The 15894-nt window shown below is 68.5% G+C and carries 19 protein-coding genes; 8 read left to right on the top strand and 11 right to left on the bottom strand.

Annotation, left to right across the window (positions count from 1 at the left end):
- Positions 1-21: 21 nt before the first annotated feature.
- On the bottom strand, positions 22-1140 hold the full coding sequence (locus HMJ39_RS16565) for a cytochrome-c peroxidase (RefSeq protein WP_228462416.1): 1119 nt from the start codon (positions 1138-1140) through the stop codon (positions 22-24).
- Positions 1141-1308: 168 nt separating this feature from the next.
- Here HMJ39_RS16565 and HMJ39_RS16560 point away from each other — a divergent pair, with 168 nt between their 5' ends.
- Together HMJ39_RS16560 and HMJ39_RS16555 are read left to right on the top strand one after the other, a co-directional pair.
- Complete coding sequence (locus tag HMJ39_RS16560; RefSeq protein WP_194298133.1) at positions 1309-2208, top strand: LysR family transcriptional regulator; 900 nt, start codon at positions 1309-1311, stop codon at positions 2206-2208.
- A 69-nt stretch (positions 2209-2277) separates the two neighbouring features.
- A complete protein-coding gene (locus HMJ39_RS16555) occupies positions 2278-2802 on the top strand; it encodes a DUF4136 domain-containing protein (protein ID WP_194298132.1) in 525 nt (174 codons plus the stop codon).
- Here the strand turns inward: HMJ39_RS16555 and HMJ39_RS16550 are convergent.
- Together HMJ39_RS16550 and HMJ39_RS16545 are read right to left on the bottom strand one after the other, a co-directional pair.
- A complete protein-coding gene (locus tag HMJ39_RS16550; protein ID WP_194298131.1) occupies positions 2774-4081 on the bottom strand; it encodes a sensor histidine kinase in 1308 nt (435 codons plus the stop codon). The two genes, HMJ39_RS16555 and HMJ39_RS16550, sit on opposite strands and share 29 nt — an antisense overlap.
- Positions 4078-4740, bottom strand: coding sequence for a response regulator (locus HMJ39_RS16545; RefSeq protein ID WP_194298130.1), 663 nt, complete (start codon positions 4738-4740; stop codon positions 4078-4080). Before HMJ39_RS16545 ends, HMJ39_RS16550 begins: the two co-directional genes overlap by 4 nt.
- A 131-nt stretch (positions 4741-4871) precedes the next feature.
- Here HMJ39_RS16545 and HMJ39_RS16540 point away from each other — a divergent pair, with 131 nt between their 5' ends.
- Positions 4872-5699: a TlpA disulfide reductase family protein gene (locus HMJ39_RS16540; RefSeq protein WP_194298129.1), complete on the top strand. Its 828-nt coding sequence runs from the start codon at positions 4872-4874 to the stop codon at positions 5697-5699.
- A 3-nt stretch (positions 5700-5702) separates the two neighbouring features.
- A complete protein-coding gene (dsbG, locus tag HMJ39_RS16535) occupies positions 5703-6287 on the top strand; it encodes a thiol:disulfide interchange protein DsbG (RefSeq protein WP_194298128.1) in 585 nt (194 codons plus the stop codon).
- On the opposite strand, the gene HMJ39_RS16530 is transcribed toward dsbG, so the two are convergent.
- Genes HMJ39_RS16530 through pyrR form a run of 3 tightly spaced genes read right to left on the bottom strand, consistent with a single transcriptional unit; the run spans position 6268 to position 9063 of the window.
- Positions 6268-7548, bottom strand: coding sequence for a dihydroorotase (locus HMJ39_RS16530; protein WP_194298127.1), 1281 nt, complete (start codon positions 7546-7548; stop codon positions 6268-6270). The two genes, dsbG and HMJ39_RS16530, sit on opposite strands and share 20 nt — an antisense overlap.
- Positions 7538-8551 (bottom strand): aspartate carbamoyltransferase catalytic subunit, encoded by a 1014-nt coding sequence (locus HMJ39_RS16525; RefSeq protein WP_194298126.1) that lies wholly within the window; start codon positions 8549-8551, stop codon positions 7538-7540. Before HMJ39_RS16525 ends, HMJ39_RS16530 begins: the two co-directional genes overlap by 11 nt.
- Positions 8548-9063, bottom strand: coding sequence for a bifunctional pyr operon transcriptional regulator/uracil phosphoribosyltransferase PyrR (gene pyrR, locus HMJ39_RS16520; RefSeq protein ID WP_228462415.1), 516 nt, complete (start codon positions 9061-9063; stop codon positions 8548-8550). Before pyrR ends, HMJ39_RS16525 begins: the two co-directional genes overlap by 4 nt.
- Before the next feature lie 193 nt (positions 9064-9256).
- Between pyrR and HMJ39_RS16515 the strand changes: the two genes are divergently transcribed.
- The gene (locus tag HMJ39_RS16515) at positions 9257-9832 is read left to right on the top strand and encodes a DUF2780 domain-containing protein (RefSeq protein ID WP_194298125.1); all 576 of its coding nucleotides are present in this window, start codon (positions 9257-9259) and stop codon (positions 9830-9832) included.
- 20 nt (positions 9833-9852) lie between these two features.
- On the opposite strand, the gene HMJ39_RS16510 is transcribed toward HMJ39_RS16515, so the two are convergent.
- The 5 genes from HMJ39_RS16510 to gshB all read right to left on the bottom strand — a co-directional run bounded on the left by HMJ39_RS16510 (position 9853) and on the right by gshB (position 14226).
- Positions 9853-11148, bottom strand: a complete 1296-nt coding sequence (locus tag HMJ39_RS16510) for a Fic family protein (protein ID WP_194298124.1) — start codon at positions 11146-11148, stop codon at positions 9853-9855.
- A gap of 150 nt (positions 11149-11298) precedes the next feature.
- Complete coding sequence (gene ruvX, locus HMJ39_RS16505) at positions 11299-11703, bottom strand: Holliday junction resolvase RuvX (RefSeq protein ID WP_161382978.1); 405 nt, start codon at positions 11701-11703, stop codon at positions 11299-11301.
- The gene (locus HMJ39_RS16500; RefSeq protein ID WP_194298123.1) at positions 11703-12266 is read right to left on the bottom strand and encodes a YqgE/AlgH family protein; all 564 of its coding nucleotides are present in this window, start codon (positions 12264-12266) and stop codon (positions 11703-11705) included. Before HMJ39_RS16500 ends, ruvX begins: the two co-directional genes overlap by 1 nt.
- A 59-nt stretch (positions 12267-12325) precedes the next feature.
- A complete protein-coding gene (locus HMJ39_RS16495; protein ID WP_161382678.1) occupies positions 12326-13195 on the bottom strand; it encodes an energy transducer TonB in 870 nt (289 codons plus the stop codon).
- An 83-nt stretch (positions 13196-13278) separates the two neighbouring features.
- Positions 13279-14226 carry a glutathione synthase gene (gshB, locus tag HMJ39_RS16490; protein WP_194298122.1) on the bottom strand — a complete coding sequence of 316 codons (948 nt, stop codon included), beginning with the start codon at positions 14224-14226 and terminating at the stop codon, positions 13279-13281.
- A gap of 283 nt (positions 14227-14509) precedes the next feature.
- Here gshB and pilG point away from each other — a divergent pair, with 283 nt between their 5' ends.
- Genes pilG through HMJ39_RS16475 form a run of 3 tightly spaced genes read left to right on the top strand, consistent with a single transcriptional unit; the run spans position 14510 to position 15852 of the window.
- A complete protein-coding gene (gene pilG / locus HMJ39_RS16485) occupies positions 14510-14887 on the top strand; it encodes a twitching motility response regulator PilG (protein WP_161382680.1) in 378 nt (125 codons plus the stop codon).
- 34 nt (positions 14888-14921) lie between these two features.
- Positions 14922-15290: a twitching motility response regulator PilH gene (gene pilH, locus HMJ39_RS16480; RefSeq protein ID WP_194298121.1), complete on the top strand. Its 369-nt coding sequence runs from the start codon at positions 14922-14924 to the stop codon at positions 15288-15290.
- 13 nt (positions 15291-15303) lie between these two features.
- Positions 15304-15852 carry a chemotaxis protein CheW gene (locus tag HMJ39_RS16475; protein WP_194298120.1) on the top strand — a complete coding sequence of 183 codons (549 nt, stop codon included), beginning with the start codon at positions 15304-15306 and terminating at the stop codon, positions 15850-15852.
- Positions 15853-15894 lie beyond the last annotated feature (42 nt).

Genomic DNA, 15894 nt, shown 5'->3' with positions numbered 1-15894 from the left:
ACTCGGGAGCCGCCGGGCCGGTCAGCGGCCCGGCAGCGCCGGCGGTCGCGCCTCCGGCATGGTGCCGGTGAGCGCGTCCAGGAAGGCGCGCAGATCGGCCAGCTCCTCGGGTTCCAGATCCAACGGCTGGATGTGCGGTGACAGGGTGGCGAAGGGAATGCCGTCGATCTTTTCGTCCAGCGGCGCGTTCTGCCACCAGCCCATGTTGTAGATGGAAAGCAGATCGTCCAGATCGTCGATCAGGCCGGCGCTGGTCCAGGGCCCGGTTTCGGTGACACCACGCAGCGGCGCGGTGCGAAAGGCGCCCACGTCCTCGGCGCGATGGCTGAGCGCGTAGCGGCCCTGGAAATTGCCCACCGCGTAGAACGACGAGCCGAGATGATGATAGCGGCCGTCGCTGAGCAGGGCGCCGTTGTGGCAGTTCATGCAGCGCGCCCGGGTGCGGAACAGATGCAGCCCGCGCACCTGGGCGTCGCTGAGCGCCTCGCGCTCGCCGCGCAGGAAGCGGTCGTAGGGGGTATCGGTCATGGTCACCGAGCGCATGTAGGTGGCAATGGCGCGCTGGATGCGAAGCGGGCTGAGGCGGGCATCGCCGAACGCCGACCGGAAACGGGCCGGGTAACCGGCCACCGCCGCCAGCCGGGCGGTGGCCGCCGCCGGGTCGGCGGCCATTTCCACCGGATTGGTCCAGCTCGCCAGCGCCTGCTCCTCCAGGCTGTGGGCGCGGCCGTCCCAGAACAGCTCGTCCAGATAGCCGCTGTTCACCACCGTGGGCGCGTTGAGATCGCCTTCCTGGTCCTCATGGCCCAGGGACTTGCGGCGGCCATCGCTCCACCCTTGCTCCGGGTCGTGGCAGGAGGCACAGGCCACGTCGCCGGCGACGGACAGGCGCGGGTCGAAGAACAGCAACCGGCCCAGTTCACGCTTGGCCGGCGTGTCCGGATTGTCCGCCGGGTAAGGCGGCCGGGCCGGCAGCGCCGCCAGCGGCCGGTAGGGCACGTCCTCATCCAGTTCCGGCGCCGGCCAGCCGGCGCGGTCACCCCGGTAGCGCTCCAGCAAACCGGCTTCGTCGGCCCCGGCCGGCGTCGCCATGGCGCCCAGCACGGCCCCCAGCACGGCGGCGCTCCCCACGCGCCCCATCCAATTCCGCAAAACGATCTCCCCAAACGATGACACAAACCCGGAAACGGATGCTAATGATAATAGTTATCGATATTATTTTTAAGCGGGCGTTTGATTCCGTTGTCCTGATCGAAAAAACGGTATAGAAATGGCGGACCCATGGCCCCCTGAGACGAATTTTTCGATATGTCGACCAAAATCACCCTGGACCAGTGGCAGGCGCTGATCGCCGTGGTGGACGAAGGCGGCTACGCCGCCGCCGCGGAGGCGCTGAACAAGAGCCAGTCGGCGATCAGCTACGCGATCCAGAAGATCGAGACCGAGCTGGGCGTGCGCGCCTTCGCCCTGGAGGGGCGGCGGGCCCGGCTCACCGAAACCGGCCACCTGCTGTACCGGCAGGCCAAGGTGCTGCTGGAGGAGGCGGGCCGCATCGAGAGCAGCGCCATCCAGTTCGGCCACGGTTGGGAGCCCTTGGTGCGGGTGGCCGCGGACGGTCTGTTCCCCCAGGACCTGGTGCTGTGCGCCCTGGTGGATCTGGCGGAGGAAAGCCCGCTGACCCGGGTGGAATTCCAGGAAACCATCCTCTCCGGGGCCGAGGAGGCGCTGTTGCGCCACGAGGCGGATCTGGTGATCACCGGGCGGGTGCCGCCGGGCTTCATGGGCGACCACCTGACACGCATCCGTTTCGTGGCGGTGGCGACGCCGGACCACCCGCTGCACCATCAGGGCACCCTGGGCCTGGACGATCTGCGCCCGCACCGGCAACTGGTGCTGCGCGACTCGGGCCGGCGGCGGCTGGATTCCGGCTGGTTGGGGGCGGAGAAGCGCTGGACCTTCTCCCACGGCCACACCCGCCGTCAGGCCCTGCTGCGCGGGCTGGGCTTCGCCTGGGTGCCGGAGACCGAGATCGGCGACGATCTCGCCGAAGGCACCCTGCACCCCCTGCCCCTGCGCGAGGGCGTGTACCGTTACCAGGAGCTGTACATGGTCTACGCCGACGGCCAGTACGCGGGCCGCGCGGCCCGTTATCTGGGCGAGGGCATCAAGGCCGGGCTAGCGGCCAGCGAACACGCTCCGCCGCATTGACGCCGGCATGCCGGTGGCGCTTTATACTGCCTGCAAGGCTTCACAAACGTTCCCCAGAGGAGAAACGCCATGCGCTGGTTTGCCCTTTTTCTCGCCGTGACCCTGGCCGGCTGTGTGTCGCCGGTGGTGGTGGACCACCGCGCCGGCACCGACTTCGGCAGCTACCGGACCTACGCCATCGACCCGCCGGAACAGGACGAGAAAGCCCTCAGCCTGGACGGCCAGCGGGTCCAGGAGGCCCTTCAGCGGGAGCTGGCGGGCCGGCCCCTGGACAGCGCCGGCGAGGACGGCGCCGACCTGCTGGTGCGTTATCGCTTCGTGCCGGTGGAAAAATTCCAGGGCAGCACCCTGCAGTTCGGTTTCGGCTGGTTCGGCAACGGCTATGGCCTGTCCACCAGCACCCCGGTGGAAGGCGAAACCTATAAGGAATACAAGCTGCAGGTGGCGTTCGTGGACCGCGGCACCAAGAAGGTGGTCTGGGAAGCCACCAGCCGCGACACCCTCTATGAGAGCCTGAGCAGCGAGCGCCGCGCCAAACGCATCGACGCCATGGTGGCGGACATGCTCAAACGCTATCCGCCGACGGCCAGCTGACGCGAACCCGCAGGCCGCCGCCGGGCGCGGCGGCCAGGGCCACCCGCCCGTCGGTGCGCGCCATGATGGTGGTGACGATGGCCAACCCCAGGCCCCGGCCACCGCCGTGGCCGCGCCAGCCCCGGTCCAGCGCGCGGCGACGCTGCTCCGCGTCCAGCCCGGGCCCCTGATCGTCGATCCGCACCCCCACGCCACCGTCTTCCAGGGCCGTCACGCCGATGATGCCGCCTTCCGGACTGTGGCGCACCGCGTTCTCCAGCACATTGCGCAGCACGATGCGCACCAGCCCGGCGGGCGCCGGGGGCACGCCGGCGACGGCGTCCCGCCGCACGCTCAGGTTCCTGGCCCGCAGCGGCGCCGCCAGTTCCTCCAGCACTCCGTCCAGGACCGCGTCCAGGGACGCCCGGTCCGCCGGGGCGCTGCGCTCCCGGGCCAGGGCCAGCAACTGGTCGAGGCTGTGGCCGAGCCGTTCCGCCGCCTGCTCGGCGGCGTCCCGGGCATGGTCCGCGCGGGGGCCCTCGGTGCGCTGGGCCACCTGCAGCTGGGTGCGGATCGCCGCCAGGGGAGTGCGCAGCTCATGGGCCAGGTCGTCGGTGAGCCGGCGTTCCCGGTCCAGGACGTCCCGCTCGCGGCCCAGCACCTGATTCAGGGTGGCCACCATGGGCTCCAGTTCCACCGCCCCCGGCGGCGTGGCCACCGCTCGACGGTCGCCGGCGTCGCGGCCGGCAAGCTGATCACGCAGGGAGGACAACGGCCCCAGGGCCCGGCCCACCGCCCACCAGACCAACGCCAGGCTGGCCAGCAGGCCCAGGGACAGGGCCGCCAGCAGCACCAGGGCCACCTGGCGCATGAAGCCGGTGCGCCCGGCCATGCGCTCCGCGGACGCCACCCGCAGATCGCCCTGGGTAACGGTGAACACCCGCCAGACTTCGCCATCCAGGCGGCGCTGGCCGAAGCCATCCTCGACCAGCGCCAGGCCGCCCTCCGGCGCGCCGCTGGAGCGCGCCAGCAGCTCCCCGCGCAGGCCGCTCACCTCGCAGGCGATGCCGCGCAGGGGCAGCCGGCCGCCTTCGGCCAGGGCGGCGGGCGCCGCCGCGCCGGCGTCCACCAGGGACGCCACCATGCGCGCCGAGGCCGCCAGCCGCTCGTCGAGCACCGCCGCCACCCGGTCGCGCACCTCGTGATGCAACCACAGCGCCAGCCCCAGCCACAGCACCGACAGCCCCAGCCCCAGGCCCAGCAGCAGCCGGCCACGCAGACTCGACGGCGCCAGCCTCATGGCGGCGCTCCCAACCGGTAGCCCTGGCCGCGCACGGTTTCGATCAGCCCGTCGCCAAATTTGCGGCGCAGGCTGTGGATGTGCACCGCCAGGGCGTTGCTCTCCACGCTCTCGGTCCAGCCGTAGACCCGGTCGGCCAGTTCGTCGGCGGTCAGCACCCGGCCCCGGGCGCCCAGCAGCGCCTGCAGCAGGGCCCGTTCCCGGCGCGGCAGGGACACTTCCCGGCCGTCCAGCCAGACCCGCTGCCGGCCCGGGTCGAAATGCAACCGGCCGTATTCCACCATGGGCGCGGCGCGGCCCTCGGCCCGGCGCAGCAGGGCATGCACCCGGGCCACCAGCTCATCCAGATCGAACGGTTTTTCCAGGTAGTCGTCGGCACCGGCGTTCAGACCCGCCACCCGATGGGCCACGCCGTCCCGGGCGGTGAGCACCAGCACCGGCTCATCCCGGCCCTGGCGGCGCCAGTGGCGCAGCAAAGCCAGGCCGTCCCGGTCCGGCAACCCCAGATCCAGGATCACCAGATCGAAGGCGGGCCCGGCCAGGGCCGCCTCGGCGGCGCCGGCGTCGGGCACCCAGGCCACGGAGAAACCGTGCACCTCCAGGCCCGCCTGCACGCCGTCGCCAAGCAGGGCATCGTCTTCCACCAACAGAATGTGCATGCTTGCTCCCGACGTTCACCGTGCCGGCCACCCTGGCGCGCCAGAATTAACCCGGCGTTAATCATCGGCGGCCAGCCTGTCGCCGACAACCGCCCGGGCCCCGAATCACGCCGAGGAGAGAGCCGACCATCATGACCGCCTTCAACCTGGGCCCCCTGGCCCTGCCCCTCGCCATGCTGCCGTGGCTGGCCGGCGTGCTGGTCGCCTGGGGCACGGCCGCCTGGCGCCGGCGCGGGGAACGCCCGGACGCGGAGCCGGTGCTCAGCTGGATGCTGTTCAGCGCCCTGATCGGCGCCCGGCTGGCGTTCGTGATTCGCTACGCGGATCAGTATGGCGGGCCCCTGGCCATGCTGGACCCGCGCGATGGCGGCTTCTGGTGGCCCGGCGCCGTGGCCGGCGCCCTGATCGGGCTGGCCCTGGCCCGCTGGCGCGGCCATGGCAAGGCGTTCGCGGAAACCGGCCGGGCGCTGCTCGGCGGGGGCCTGGCGGCGCTGTTCGCCGTGCTGGTGCTGGCGCCCCTGCGGCCCACGGCGGCGCCGGCGCCGGACGTCACCCTGTATGACCTGGGCGGCGACCCGGTGCCGTTGCGCGAGGCCGCCGGCGGCCGGGTTACCCTGATCAACCTGTGGGCCAGTTGGTGCCCGCCCTGCCGGCGGGAAATGCCGGTGCTGGAGCAGGGCCAGCGGGACTACCCGGCGGTGCGCTTCCTGTACGCCAACCAGGGCGAGGGCGCGGACGCCGTGCGTCGCTATCTGAGCACCGAGGGCCTGCGCCTGGAACGGGTCTTGCTGGACCCTCACCGGGACCTGGGCCGCGCCCTGGGCGGCGGCCTGCCTACCACCTTGCTGCTGGACGCCGACGGGCGTCTGGTGAACAGCCATCTGGGGGCGCTGTCGGCGGCCAGCCTGCGGCATTTTCTGCGCCCCCATCTGATATCCGAGCCACCCGAGAAGGAGTGAACCGTGCCGTTATTCCGCCGTTGTTATCCCCTGGTCCTGTTGGTGTTCGCCCTGTTGGGCACCACCGGCGCCGCCCGCGCCCAGGATGCCCCCGAGGACCGGGCCGCCCTGGAGAAACAGATCTTCGAGGTGCTCTCGCGCAGCCATTGGGTGGCCGAGGGTCCGGCGAACCCGGACCGGGTGGTGTACACCTTCACCGACATGAAGTGCCCCTACTGCACCCGCCAATGGCGGGACATGCGCCCGCTGCTGGACGATCCGGACAACCGCACCCAGGTGCGCCACGTGATCGTCGCCGTGCTGCGCCCGGGCAGCTACCCGGAGGGCGCGGCGGTGTTGGCGGCGGACGATCCGGCGGCGGCCCTGGCCAAGGGCCAGGAGCAGGGGCTGGCGCCGCTGGACCCGGTGCCCGAGGCGGTGGGCCGGAAGCTGCGGGAGAACAACGCCCTGATGCGGGAGTTCGGCATCCGTGGCACCCCGGCCACCATTTTCCGGGATCCGAACGGCAAGCTGCAGTTCGCCCCCGGCGTGCTGCAGCCGGAGACCCTGCGCAAGCTGGTGTTCCAGATCAGTCGCTCAGCCAGCTGACCCGGCCCTGGCACACGGTGAGCTTGACCACGCCGGGCAGGCGGCTGTGCAGCCAGGGCGAGTTGCGCCCCGCCGACAGCCAGTGGCTGCTCAGGGTGCGGCTCTCGTCCGCCGCCAGCACGCACAGGCTGGCGGGCCGGCCAGGCTCCAGATGCCCGGCCTGAATGCCCAGGCAGCGGGCCGGCGCGGCGGTCACCGCGTCCAGCGCCCGGGCCAGGGGCAGGGCGCCGTCCTCGGCCAGCTTGAGCATCAGCGGCAGCAGGGTGTCGAGCCCGGAAATCCCCGGCTTGGTGGAGGGGAAGGGGGCCGCCTTGCTGGAAGAGCCCACCGGCTGATGCTGGGAGCAAACCGCGTCGATGGTGCCGTCGGCCACCGCCGCCAGCAGCGCTTCTCGATCGGCGGCGCCGCGCAGGGGTGGGATCACGTGGCACTGGCTGTTGAAACCCTCCACGGCGGACTCGTCCAGCAGAAGATGGTGAACGCTTACATCGGCGGTGACCGGCAGCCCGCGGGCCTTGGCGGCGCGCAGTAGGGGCAGGGAATCGCGGCTGGAGATCTGCTGGAAGTGGGCGCGCACGCCGGTGGCCTCCACCAGCAGCAGGTCCCGGGCCAGCTCCACGGACTCCGCCACCGCCGGAATGCCCGGCAGCCCCAGGCGGGTGGCCACCGGCCCGTCGTGGGCGCAGCCGCCGGCGGACAGGGCCGCTTCCTGGGGCCGGAACATCACCGGCAGATCGAAGGTGGCGGCGTATTCCAGGCCCCGTTTGAGCACCAGGGCATCGGCCACCGGCGCGCCGCCCTGGCCCACGGCGATGCAGCCGGCCCGGGCCAGGGTGGCCATTTCCGCCAGTTGATGGCCTTCCAGGCCCTGGGTCAGGGCCGCCACCGGCAGCACCCGGGCGAAGCCGGCCTGGCCGGCCTGCTCGCGGATCAGGCGCACCACGGCGGTGGAATCCACCGGCCCGCAATCCGGCTGGGCGGCCAGATGGGTGACGCCACCGGCGGCGGCGGCGCGGGTTTCCGAGGCGATGTCACCGGCCCGGCCGCTGCCGGGCACGGACAAATGCACGCAGGCGTCCACCAGGCCGGGCAGCACCCAGTGCCCCTCGGCCTCGACGATTTCCGCGCCGGGGGCGTCCAGGCTGGCGCCGATGCGCGCCAGACGGCCGTCTTCCACCAGCAGGTCGGCCACCTCGTCACGGCCGGAAGCCGGGTCGATCACGCGCCCCTTGCGGATCAGCAGATGCGCCTTAACGGCCATGCTCGCCCCCTTGCTCCGGATTCTGGCTGCTTTCCTGGCCGCTGATGGCCATGGACATCACCGCCATGCGCACGGCGATGCCGAAGGTCACCTGGTTGAGGATCACCGAGCGCGGCCCGTCCGCCACCTCGGAGGCGATTTCCACGCCCCGGTTGATCGGGCCGGGATGCATGACGATGGCGTCCGGCTTGGCGTGGCGCAGCTTCTCGTTGGTCAGGCCATAAAGGCGGAAGAACTCCCCCTCGCTGGGCAGCAGGGCGGAATCCATGCGCTCCTTCTGCAGGCGCAGCATGATCACCACGTCCACGTCCTTGAGGCCCTGGGCCATGTCCGTGAACACGGTGACGCCGAGGCCCTCCGCGTCCACCGGCAGCAGGGTGCGCGGGCCGATCAGGCGCACTTCCGCGGCGCCCAGGGCATTGAGGGCATGGGCCTGGGAGCGCGCCACCCGGGAATGCAGGATGTCGCCGACGATGGCCACCCGCAGGCCGGCGAAGCCGCCCTTGTAGTGGCGGATGGTGTACATGTCCAGCATCGCCTGGGTGGGGTGCGCGTGGCGGCCGTCGCCGGCGTTGATCACCGCCACCTGGGGCGTCACCTCGTTGGCGATGAAGAAGGGCGCGCCGGAGTCCTGGTGGCGCACCACGAACATGTCGGCGGCCATGGCTTCCAGGTTGCGCAGGGTATCCAGCAGGGTCTCGCCCTTGCTGGTGGCGGACTTGGAAATGTCCAGGTTGAGCACGTCGGCGCTGAGGCGCTTGGCCGCCAGCTCGAAGGTACTGCGCGTGCGCGTGCTGGATTCGAAGAACAGGTTCACCACCGTCTTGCCGCGCAGCAGGGGCACCTTCTTGATGGCGCGCCCGCCCACGTCCACGAAACTGGCGGCGGTGTCCAGGATCTCTTCCAACAGGGAACGGGAAACGTGTTCAACGGAAAGGAAATGGCGCAGCTTGCCATCTTCGGTGAGCTGCACGCGGGAGGAGGGCGGCGGCGCAAGCGTCATTCGTCAGCCTTTACGGGGATCTCTATCACCTCCGCGACCAGAGGCGCGGGCCCGCGTAATTCTACCCGCTGATGGGGCGGCAATGCCAAAGTTTCCCCGCAAATATCGGGACGGATCGGCAATTGCCGGTGGCCGATGTCGAACAGCACCGCCAGCCGGATGGACGCCGGCCGACCGTAGTCGAACAGTTCGTTCATGGCGGCGCGGATGGTACGCCCGGTCATCAGCACATCGTCCACCAGCAGGATGTGGGCGCCGTCCACGTCGAACGGCAGATCCGAGGGCTGCACCGCGCGCTTGAGGCCCCGGGTGTCGAAATCGTCGCGGTAGAAACTGGCGTTCAGAGAACCCAGCGGCGCCGGCCGCGCCAGTTTGCCGTTGAGCGCCCGCGCCACCCAGGCCCCGCCGGCCTGAATGCCCACCAGCGCCGGCGACGCGTCGCCGTATCCGGACGCCACCTGCTCCGCCATGGCGGCGAGCCGTGCGTCGATGTCCGCTTCGTTCCAGCGCAAGGGTGTCTCCTGAAAGTGGATGGCAAGCAACCGCCGTAGAGTAGCAGATGAACACGGCTTTGCGAGCCGCTTCCGTGCCATCACGGCGGTGGGCGGTTACACTCGCGCGGCCTTATTGGCCGGTCACCCGGCGTTACCGTGACGCCCGCGCGGGCCACCTTTTTCATGGACTCTGTATTTTAAGGACGTATCAATGAATACCCTTGGCAAAACCCTCTCCGCCGCCGCCCTGCTGGCCGTCTTCGCCCATCCCGCCCAGGCCTTCGACCTCAAGGGCGCCATGGACTCCGCCAACAAGGCGGTGGACCAGGCCCAGCAGAAAGCCAACGACGCCTCCAGCCAGTCCCAGGCGGCCATGAACAAGGCCTCCGGCGACTGGCAGGTGGCCGGCGACACCGCCACCCTGGTCAACGACCTGTCCAGCGAACTGGGCATTTCCAAGCAGCAAGCCGCCGGCGGCAGCGCGGCGCTGTTCTCCATGGCGCAATCGCAACTGTCCGGCGAGCAATTCAGCGGCGTGACCAGCCAGGTGTCCGGCCTGGGCGCCCTGCTCGGCGGCGGCGAGGGCGAAGGCCAGGGCGGCCTGGTGAAAGCCGCCCTCGGCAACGTGAACACCCTGGCCGGCGTGCAGAGCGCCTTCAGCGCCCTGGGCCTGAGCCCGGAAATGATCAGCCAGTTCACCCCCATCATCACCCAGTTCCTGGGCAACCAGGGCGTGGCCGGCTCCGTCATCGGCACCCTGCGGAAGCTCTGGACCCCGGCTCAGTAACGCGCCGGCCGCCGGGGCGCCTACCCGCCCCGGCGACGTGTCTTCAGGCGCCGTTTCAGACGCTCCGAAGCGTCCGCCCGGGCCAGGAACTCCACCGTCTTCCCGGCTTTGTGAGGCACCAGAACCTCCAGCTCCTCCAGGGTGCGCAAATCGGCGCGGGCGGTGTTCTCCGACACGTCGAACAGGTTCTTCACTTCCTTGGCGGTAAACCCCACCCCCGGGTTCTTCAAGGCCTGACGCAACAGCATGCCCTGCCGGTGATTCAAGCGCCGACCGATGCCCATGTTGGCCAACCAGTCCATCAGTTCCAGGTATTCCCGCCGCTTGGCCGCCACGTATTCCAGGAAGGCATCGATGGCCCGTTGAATGATGCGCAGTTGATAGACCACGAAGTAGGTCAGGTCATTGTCGTCGCTTTCGGTGAACAGATAGGCCTCGCCGTACTGGATGGGCGCGTCTTTCAATAACGCGCTGATGGAGATGTACTCGAACGGCCAGTAGCCCGCTTTCAACATGTACCAGTAAAACAATGCCCGGGCGGTGCGGCCGTTGCCGTCCACGAACGGGTGCTCGTAACCGATCATGAAGTGCAGAATGATCGCCTTCACCGCCGGATGGATAAACATCCGCCCGTCGCGACCGTCGTGATTTTCGTTGGCGAAGCGGCACAGCGCCTCAAGCCGCTCCGGCAATCGCCGCGCCGCCGGCGGGCGGTGCGCCACGTCGCCATCCCGATCCACCACCACCACGTCGTCGCCTTGCCGGGGTTCACCGGGCAGCACCCCGGGCTGGGTGGTGTCATGGGTGGCCAGCTCATGGAAGCGGAAGATCAACGACGGATCCAGGTGTTCTTCCCGGGCCCGCTTGGCCTCCTTCATGAGCAGGTAGTTGTTGAATACCATGCGCTCATCCTCGGTGCGCGGCCGGCGCTCCCGGATCAGCATGTCCCGGGCCACCTCCCGGGTGGTGGCCGCGCCCTCCAGCTGGGCGCTGGAGATCGCCTCCTCCATCATCAGGGTTTCCACCAGATATTGTTCGCGCTGGCCGTGACTGGACAGGTCGAAACCACCCTCCCGCAGCGACGGCGCGCAGAGCCGGTCGATGGCGTGGAGGGTGCTTTCCACGGTATCCGGCGTGCAGAAACGAAAGGGACTACCGTCCGCCGCGTTCAAGGGGATCGGCTTAAGGAGACTTTGCCGGGCCAGCTTGACCGCCACCCAGACCGCCTCCTTGTCGACCCCGGCGGGCAAACGGCGACGCAAATCATGCCAATGCAGGTAGCGACCTTTTGCGTCGACGGTGCCATATCGGGCCATGGCATCCACAACAGCGCTCGACCGGGAAGAAAAAACCTCCTCTATATCAGGGGGTTGGCTTATTCGTGCCATGTTCAGCTCAATTATTTGAAAATTGAGCTGAATATCGCTCGCCAGGCCACGGCGGTCAAGCCGGCGAAGGCGACGGGCTCAGGGAGCGATCGGCTCGGCGCCGTTGAGGTAGCCCTCGGCGATCACCACCGCGGCCATGGAATCCACCTTCGGATCCGGGCCGCTCTGGCCGGTGCGCTCGCGGGCCTCGCGGGTGGAAAGGCGTTCGTCGACCATGGCCACCGGCAGGCCGAAGCGGCCGTGCAGGCGGCGGGCGAACTTGCGGGCGCGGGCGCTGGACGGGCTTTCGCTGCCGTCCATGTTGAGCGGCAGCCCCACCACCAGCTGGTCCGGGCGCCAGTCGGCGAGCAGGGCGGCGATGCTTTCCCAGTCCGGCTGGCCATCCCGGCAGGGCAGCGGGGCCAGCGGCGAGGCGGTGCCGATCAGGCCGTTGCCGCTGGCGACGCCGATCTTGCGGGTACCGTGGTCGAAGGCGAGCAGGATCAACCGTGGCCCACCTGGGTGGCGATCAGGCTGATGTCCACGCCGAGGCTGGCGGCGGCGGCCTGCCAGCGCTGATCGAAGGGGGTGTCGAGCACCAGTTCCGGGGTGCTGGCCACGCTCAGCCAGACGTTGTCCGCCAGCTCCCGCTCCAGCTGACCCTCGTCCCAGCCGGCGTAGCCCAGGCACACCAGAGTGGCTTCCGGACCCTCGCCCAGGGCGATGGCTTCCATGATGTCCCGGGAGGTGGTCAGGCACAGGCCGTCGGCCAGTTGAATACTGGAATCCCAGTGGCGGGCGGTGCTGCGGTGCAGCACGAAACCGGAGTCCTGCTGAATGGGGCCGCCGGCCACCACCTGGTGGTGGTCCGAGGGCGGCACCTCCACCTCGATGTCCATGTCCGCCAGGATATCGTTGAGGCTCAACGACACGGGGCGGTTGAGCGTCAGCCCCATGGCCCCCTCCTTGCCGTGCTCCACCACATAGGTGACGGCGTGCTCGAAGTTGGGATCGTCCATCTGGGGCATGGCGATCAGCAGCTGGTGTTTCAGGCTCGCGCTCTCCATGGCCACAGTATCCGGTGCCGATCCGGCGAGGGCAAGACGATGGCGACCGGTTTCCGGCGCTATTGCGACGACACCCGGCGGCCGGCGTCGAAGCGCCAGGTGCGGATGATTTCCAGCACGTCCATGCGCTCGCGCATTTCGCCGGTGAAGGACTCGAACGGCGCCGCCAGCCGCACGCTCTGTATCGCCGCCTGATCCAGGAAACGGTGGCCGGAGGATTCCAGCACCTTCACTTCCTCGATGCTGCCGTCGCGGCGCAGCGCCACCATCAGCCGCACGCCGCCGAAGGTGTTGTTTTCCAGGGCCTGGCGGGGGAAATGCCTGGTGCCGGTGGCCTCCACCTTGCGCCGGAAGGCGTCGATGTAGGCGGCTTCGTAGTGGGCCTTGGCGGATACCGAGGTGAGCCGGCGGATGCGCGGGCGCTTGGCGTAGGCCTGCTTCTGCTGGTCCAGGCGCGCCTGCAGGCTGGCGATCTCCCGGCTCAGTTCGTCCATCTGATCCCGATCCGCCTTGCGCTCGGGGCGCTCTTCCTGGCGGTCGCGCTGCTCGCTGGTGGTGTCACGCTCGCTGGCGGCGCGGGTGACGATGATTTTCTGGCGGGTCACCGGGCGCGGCTCCCGGGCGGTGCGCGGTTGCAGCTGCACGTCGCGGGTGTCCGGGTCGCTGAACGGCGCCGCCTCGGTGGTGGTGAGCTCGCGCTTTTCCTCCTCGGTGCCGGCGCCGGCCTGGTTGGTCTGGGCGATGAAGTCCGCCTCTTCCGGGGCGTCGTCGGCCCGGTGCATGGCCAGGGTGACTTCCAGGCTGTTGGGCGCGGCACGGGGCTTCTCCGGCGCGAAATTCAAGCCGAACAACACCAGGCCGTGCACGGCCAGTGCCAGAAACAATGTGAAGCCGAGCCGGTCGGCGGCGGTTACCTGAGGAGCTGCCATGAAGGATCTTGCGTCTTTATTATCGGCCCGATTGTCCCCCGAAAGCGCCACGCCGCCCAGGACGTAGCGCGCATTTCATCCCATCAGCCGCGCAGTTCGAGCAGGGCGTCGAACAACTGGCCGGCGATGTTGATGCCATAGATCCCGTCCAGTTCGCGCACGCAGGTGGGGCTGGTCACGTTGATTTCGGTGAGATAGTCGCCGATCACGTCCAGGCCCACGAAGTACAGGCCCTTCTCCTTGAGCACCGGCCCGACCTGCTGGCAGATCCAGCGGTCCCGGTCGGTGAGCTCGCGGCCCTGGCCGGTGCCGCCGGCGGCCAGGTTGCCCCGGAACTCGCCTTCCTTGGGAATGCGCGCCAGGGCATAGGGCACCGGTTCGCCGTTGATCATCAGGATGCGCTTGTCGCCGTCGGTGATCTCGGGAATAAAGCGCTGGGCCATCACCGGCGTTTTGCCGTTTTCGGTGAGCACGTCGATGATCACGCTCAGGTTGGCGCTGCCCGGCTCGATTCGGAACACATTGGTGCCGCCCATGGCATCCAGGGGCTTCATCACGGTGTCACCCTGCTCCTTTACAAACTCGCGCAACAGGGCGGCGCGGCCGGACACCAGGGTGGGCACGCAGCACTGCGGGAAGTCGGTGGCGAACAGCTTCTCGTTGCTGTCGCGAACACTGGCCGGTCTGTTGACCACGGTCACCCCCTGACGCTCCACTTTCTCTAGCATGTAGGTGGCGTACAGATAGGCGGCGTCGAAGGGCGGGTCCTGACGCATCAGGATCATGTCCATGCCCGCCAGGGCGCGAGCGGCCGGCTCGCCCAGGGTGAACCAGTCCTGGTTATCGTCGCGCACGGTCAGGTCGCGGGTCAGAGCCCGCACCTCGCCGTCGCGCACGTACAGGTCGGCCGGCTCCATGTAATGGAGGGTCCAGCCGCGACGCTGGGCTTCCAGCAGCATGGCCAGGGTGGTGTCTTTCCAGGGTTTGATGTGGTCGATGGGGTCCATCACCACGCCGATATTCAGGCTCATGGGGGCTCCAGAACGGATCGCGACAGGGGTGCCGGGCAATGGTATCAGCGCCTTGGCCGGGCCGCTACGGGACGCTTTTCTCAGGTCTCACAGGGTCTTATAGATTGAATGTAGAATCTGTGTTAAAACCTCGGCTTGGGCTGTTTCACCCAGTAGAGCCTCGGAAAAACGCCCTAGGGGATCGGCGGGGGCTCCCGGGCGCTGCCTGGCACACGCATATAAAAAAGGCCTCCGATTACAGGACGTTGCGGTCCGTAACGGTTCACGGTAAAGGCAGTTCTCCATGACTGACAATTTCCAAGACCTCAAGGTAATGGTAATCGACGATTCCAAAACCATTCGTCGTACCGCCGAGACCTTGTTGAAGAAAGCGGGTTGCGAGGTGATCACCGCCACCGACGGCTTCGATGCCCTGGCCAAGATCGCCGACAGCAAACCCAGTATTATTTTCGTGGACATCATGATGCCGCGACTGGATGGATATCAGACCTGCGCGCTGATCAAGAACAACAGCGCCTTCAAGGCGACCCCCGTGATCATGCTCTCCTCCAAGGACGGCCTGTTCGACAAGGCCAAGGGGCGGATCGTCGGTTCCGATGAGTACCTGACCAAGCCGTTCTCCAAGGACGAGCTGCTGGGGGCCATTCGTCAGCACATCTAAACGCAGCCGCGGTGCTCAACCCGAAGAGGAAAAGATGGCACGCATTCTTATCGTCGATGACTCTCCCACCGAGTGCTACAAACTGCGGGAGATTCTGGAAAAACACGGCCACCACGTGCTGGAGGCCGCCAATGGCGCCGACGGCGTGGCTCTGGCCCGTTCCGAACTGCCCGACCTGGTACTGATGGACGTGGTGATGCCCGGCCTGAACGGCTTCCAGGCCACCCGCCAACTCACCAAGGGCGCCGATACAGCCCATATTCCGATCATCATCGTCACCACCAAGGACCAGGAAACCGACCGGGTCTGGGGCAAGCGCCAGGGCGCCAAGGATTACCTGACCAAGCCGGTGGACGAGGACGTGCTGTTGCAGACCGTGGATCGGCAACTGGCCGGCGAATGACGGCGGGGACTTCATGAGCGCCGCCGCTTCCGCCGCCTTCATCAAGCTGGCGGACTATTTCGTCCGTTGCCGCCAGCAGGCCGCCGACCTCCCCATGCAGGAGGACGCGGTCGACTATTGGAGCGGGGTCGGCTTCACCCTCGACCAGCGCAATTTCGTGGCGCCCATGGACGAGGTGTCGGAAATTCTCTCGGTGCCCGCCTACACCCGGGTGCCGGGGGTGATGCAATGGATGAAAGGGGTGGCCAATGTGCGTGGCCGCCTGATGACGGTCATGGATTTGAGCCGTTTCCTGGGCCAGCCCTCGGAGCTGCAGGAGAAACGGCGCAGACTGTTGGTGCTCGATCAGGACGATCTGTATACCGGCGTGATCGTGGATGAGGTGCTTGGCATGCAGCACTTCCCCCTCGACGCGTACCGGCCGGTGCCACCGGAGCGGGAGGAGCACGTGGGGCCTTACCTGCGCGGCGGCTACAAGAGGGACGGGGAACTCTGGTCCGTGTTCAGCCTGAGACGGCTGGCGCAGGATCCGCGCTTCATGCAGGCGGCCCGCACGGGCTGACGGCATGGCCGCGCTGGGGAGATAAGAACAGAGCCAGGCCAG

It is taken from the genome of Alloalcanivorax profundimaris, assembly GCF_015265435.1.
Classification (GTDB): Bacteria; Pseudomonadota; Gammaproteobacteria; order Pseudomonadales; family Alcanivoracaceae; genus Alloalcanivorax; species Alloalcanivorax profundimaris.
The sequence above is the reverse complement of the archived record's forward strand: the minus strand, read 5'-3'. Positions and strand labels throughout refer to the sequence as shown.

What these genes read in the sequence shown, in the direction of transcription:
- HMJ39_RS16565 (WP_228462416.1), bottom strand. Translation starts at nt 1,140, where the DNA reads ATGGGGCGCGTGGGGAGCGCCGCCGTGCTGGGGGCCGTGCTGGGCGCC.
- HMJ39_RS16560 (WP_194298133.1), top strand. Translation starts at nt 1,309, where the DNA reads ATGTCGACCAAAATCACCCTGGACCAGTGGCAGGCGCTGATCGCCGTG.
- HMJ39_RS16555 (WP_194298132.1), top strand. Translation starts at nt 2,278, where the DNA reads ATGCGCTGGTTTGCCCTTTTTCTCGCCGTGACCCTGGCCGGCTGTGTG.
- HMJ39_RS16550 (WP_194298131.1), bottom strand. Translation starts at nt 4,081, where the DNA reads ATGAGGCTGGCGCCGTCGAGTCTGCGTGGCCGGCTGCTGCTGGGCCTG.
- HMJ39_RS16545 (WP_194298130.1), bottom strand. Translation starts at nt 4,740, where the DNA reads ATGCACATTCTGTTGGTGGAAGACGATGCCCTGCTTGGCGACGGCGTG.
- HMJ39_RS16540 (WP_194298129.1), top strand. Translation starts at nt 4,872, where the DNA reads ATGACCGCCTTCAACCTGGGCCCCCTGGCCCTGCCCCTCGCCATGCTG.
- HMJ39_RS16530 (WP_194298127.1), bottom strand. Translation starts at nt 7,548, where the DNA reads ATGGCCGTTAAGGCGCATCTGCTGATCCGCAAGGGGCGCGTGATCGAC.
- HMJ39_RS16525 (WP_194298126.1), bottom strand. Translation starts at nt 8,551, where the DNA reads ATGACGCTTGCGCCGCCGCCCTCCTCCCGCGTGCAGCTCACCGAAGAT.
- HMJ39_RS16515 (WP_194298125.1), top strand. Translation starts at nt 9,257, where the DNA reads ATGAATACCCTTGGCAAAACCCTCTCCGCCGCCGCCCTGCTGGCCGTC.
- HMJ39_RS16510 (WP_194298124.1), bottom strand. Translation starts at nt 11,148, where the DNA reads ATGGCCCGATATGGCACCGTCGACGCAAAAGGTCGCTACCTGCATTGG.
- HMJ39_RS16500 (WP_194298123.1), bottom strand. Translation starts at nt 12,266, where the DNA reads ATGGAGAGCGCGAGCCTGAAACACCAGCTGCTGATCGCCATGCCCCAG.
- HMJ39_RS16495 (WP_161382678.1), bottom strand. Translation starts at nt 13,195, where the DNA reads ATGGCAGCTCCTCAGGTAACCGCCGCCGACCGGCTCGGCTTCACATTG.
- gshB (WP_194298122.1), bottom strand. Translation starts at nt 14,226, where the DNA reads ATGAGCCTGAATATCGGCGTGGTGATGGACCCCATCGACCACATCAAA.
- pilG (WP_161382680.1), top strand. Translation starts at nt 14,510, where the DNA reads ATGACTGACAATTTCCAAGACCTCAAGGTAATGGTAATCGACGATTCC.
- pilH (WP_194298121.1), top strand. Translation starts at nt 14,922, where the DNA reads ATGGCACGCATTCTTATCGTCGATGACTCTCCCACCGAGTGCTACAAA.
- HMJ39_RS16475 (WP_194298120.1), top strand. Translation starts at nt 15,304, where the DNA reads ATGAGCGCCGCCGCTTCCGCCGCCTTCATCAAGCTGGCGGACTATTTC.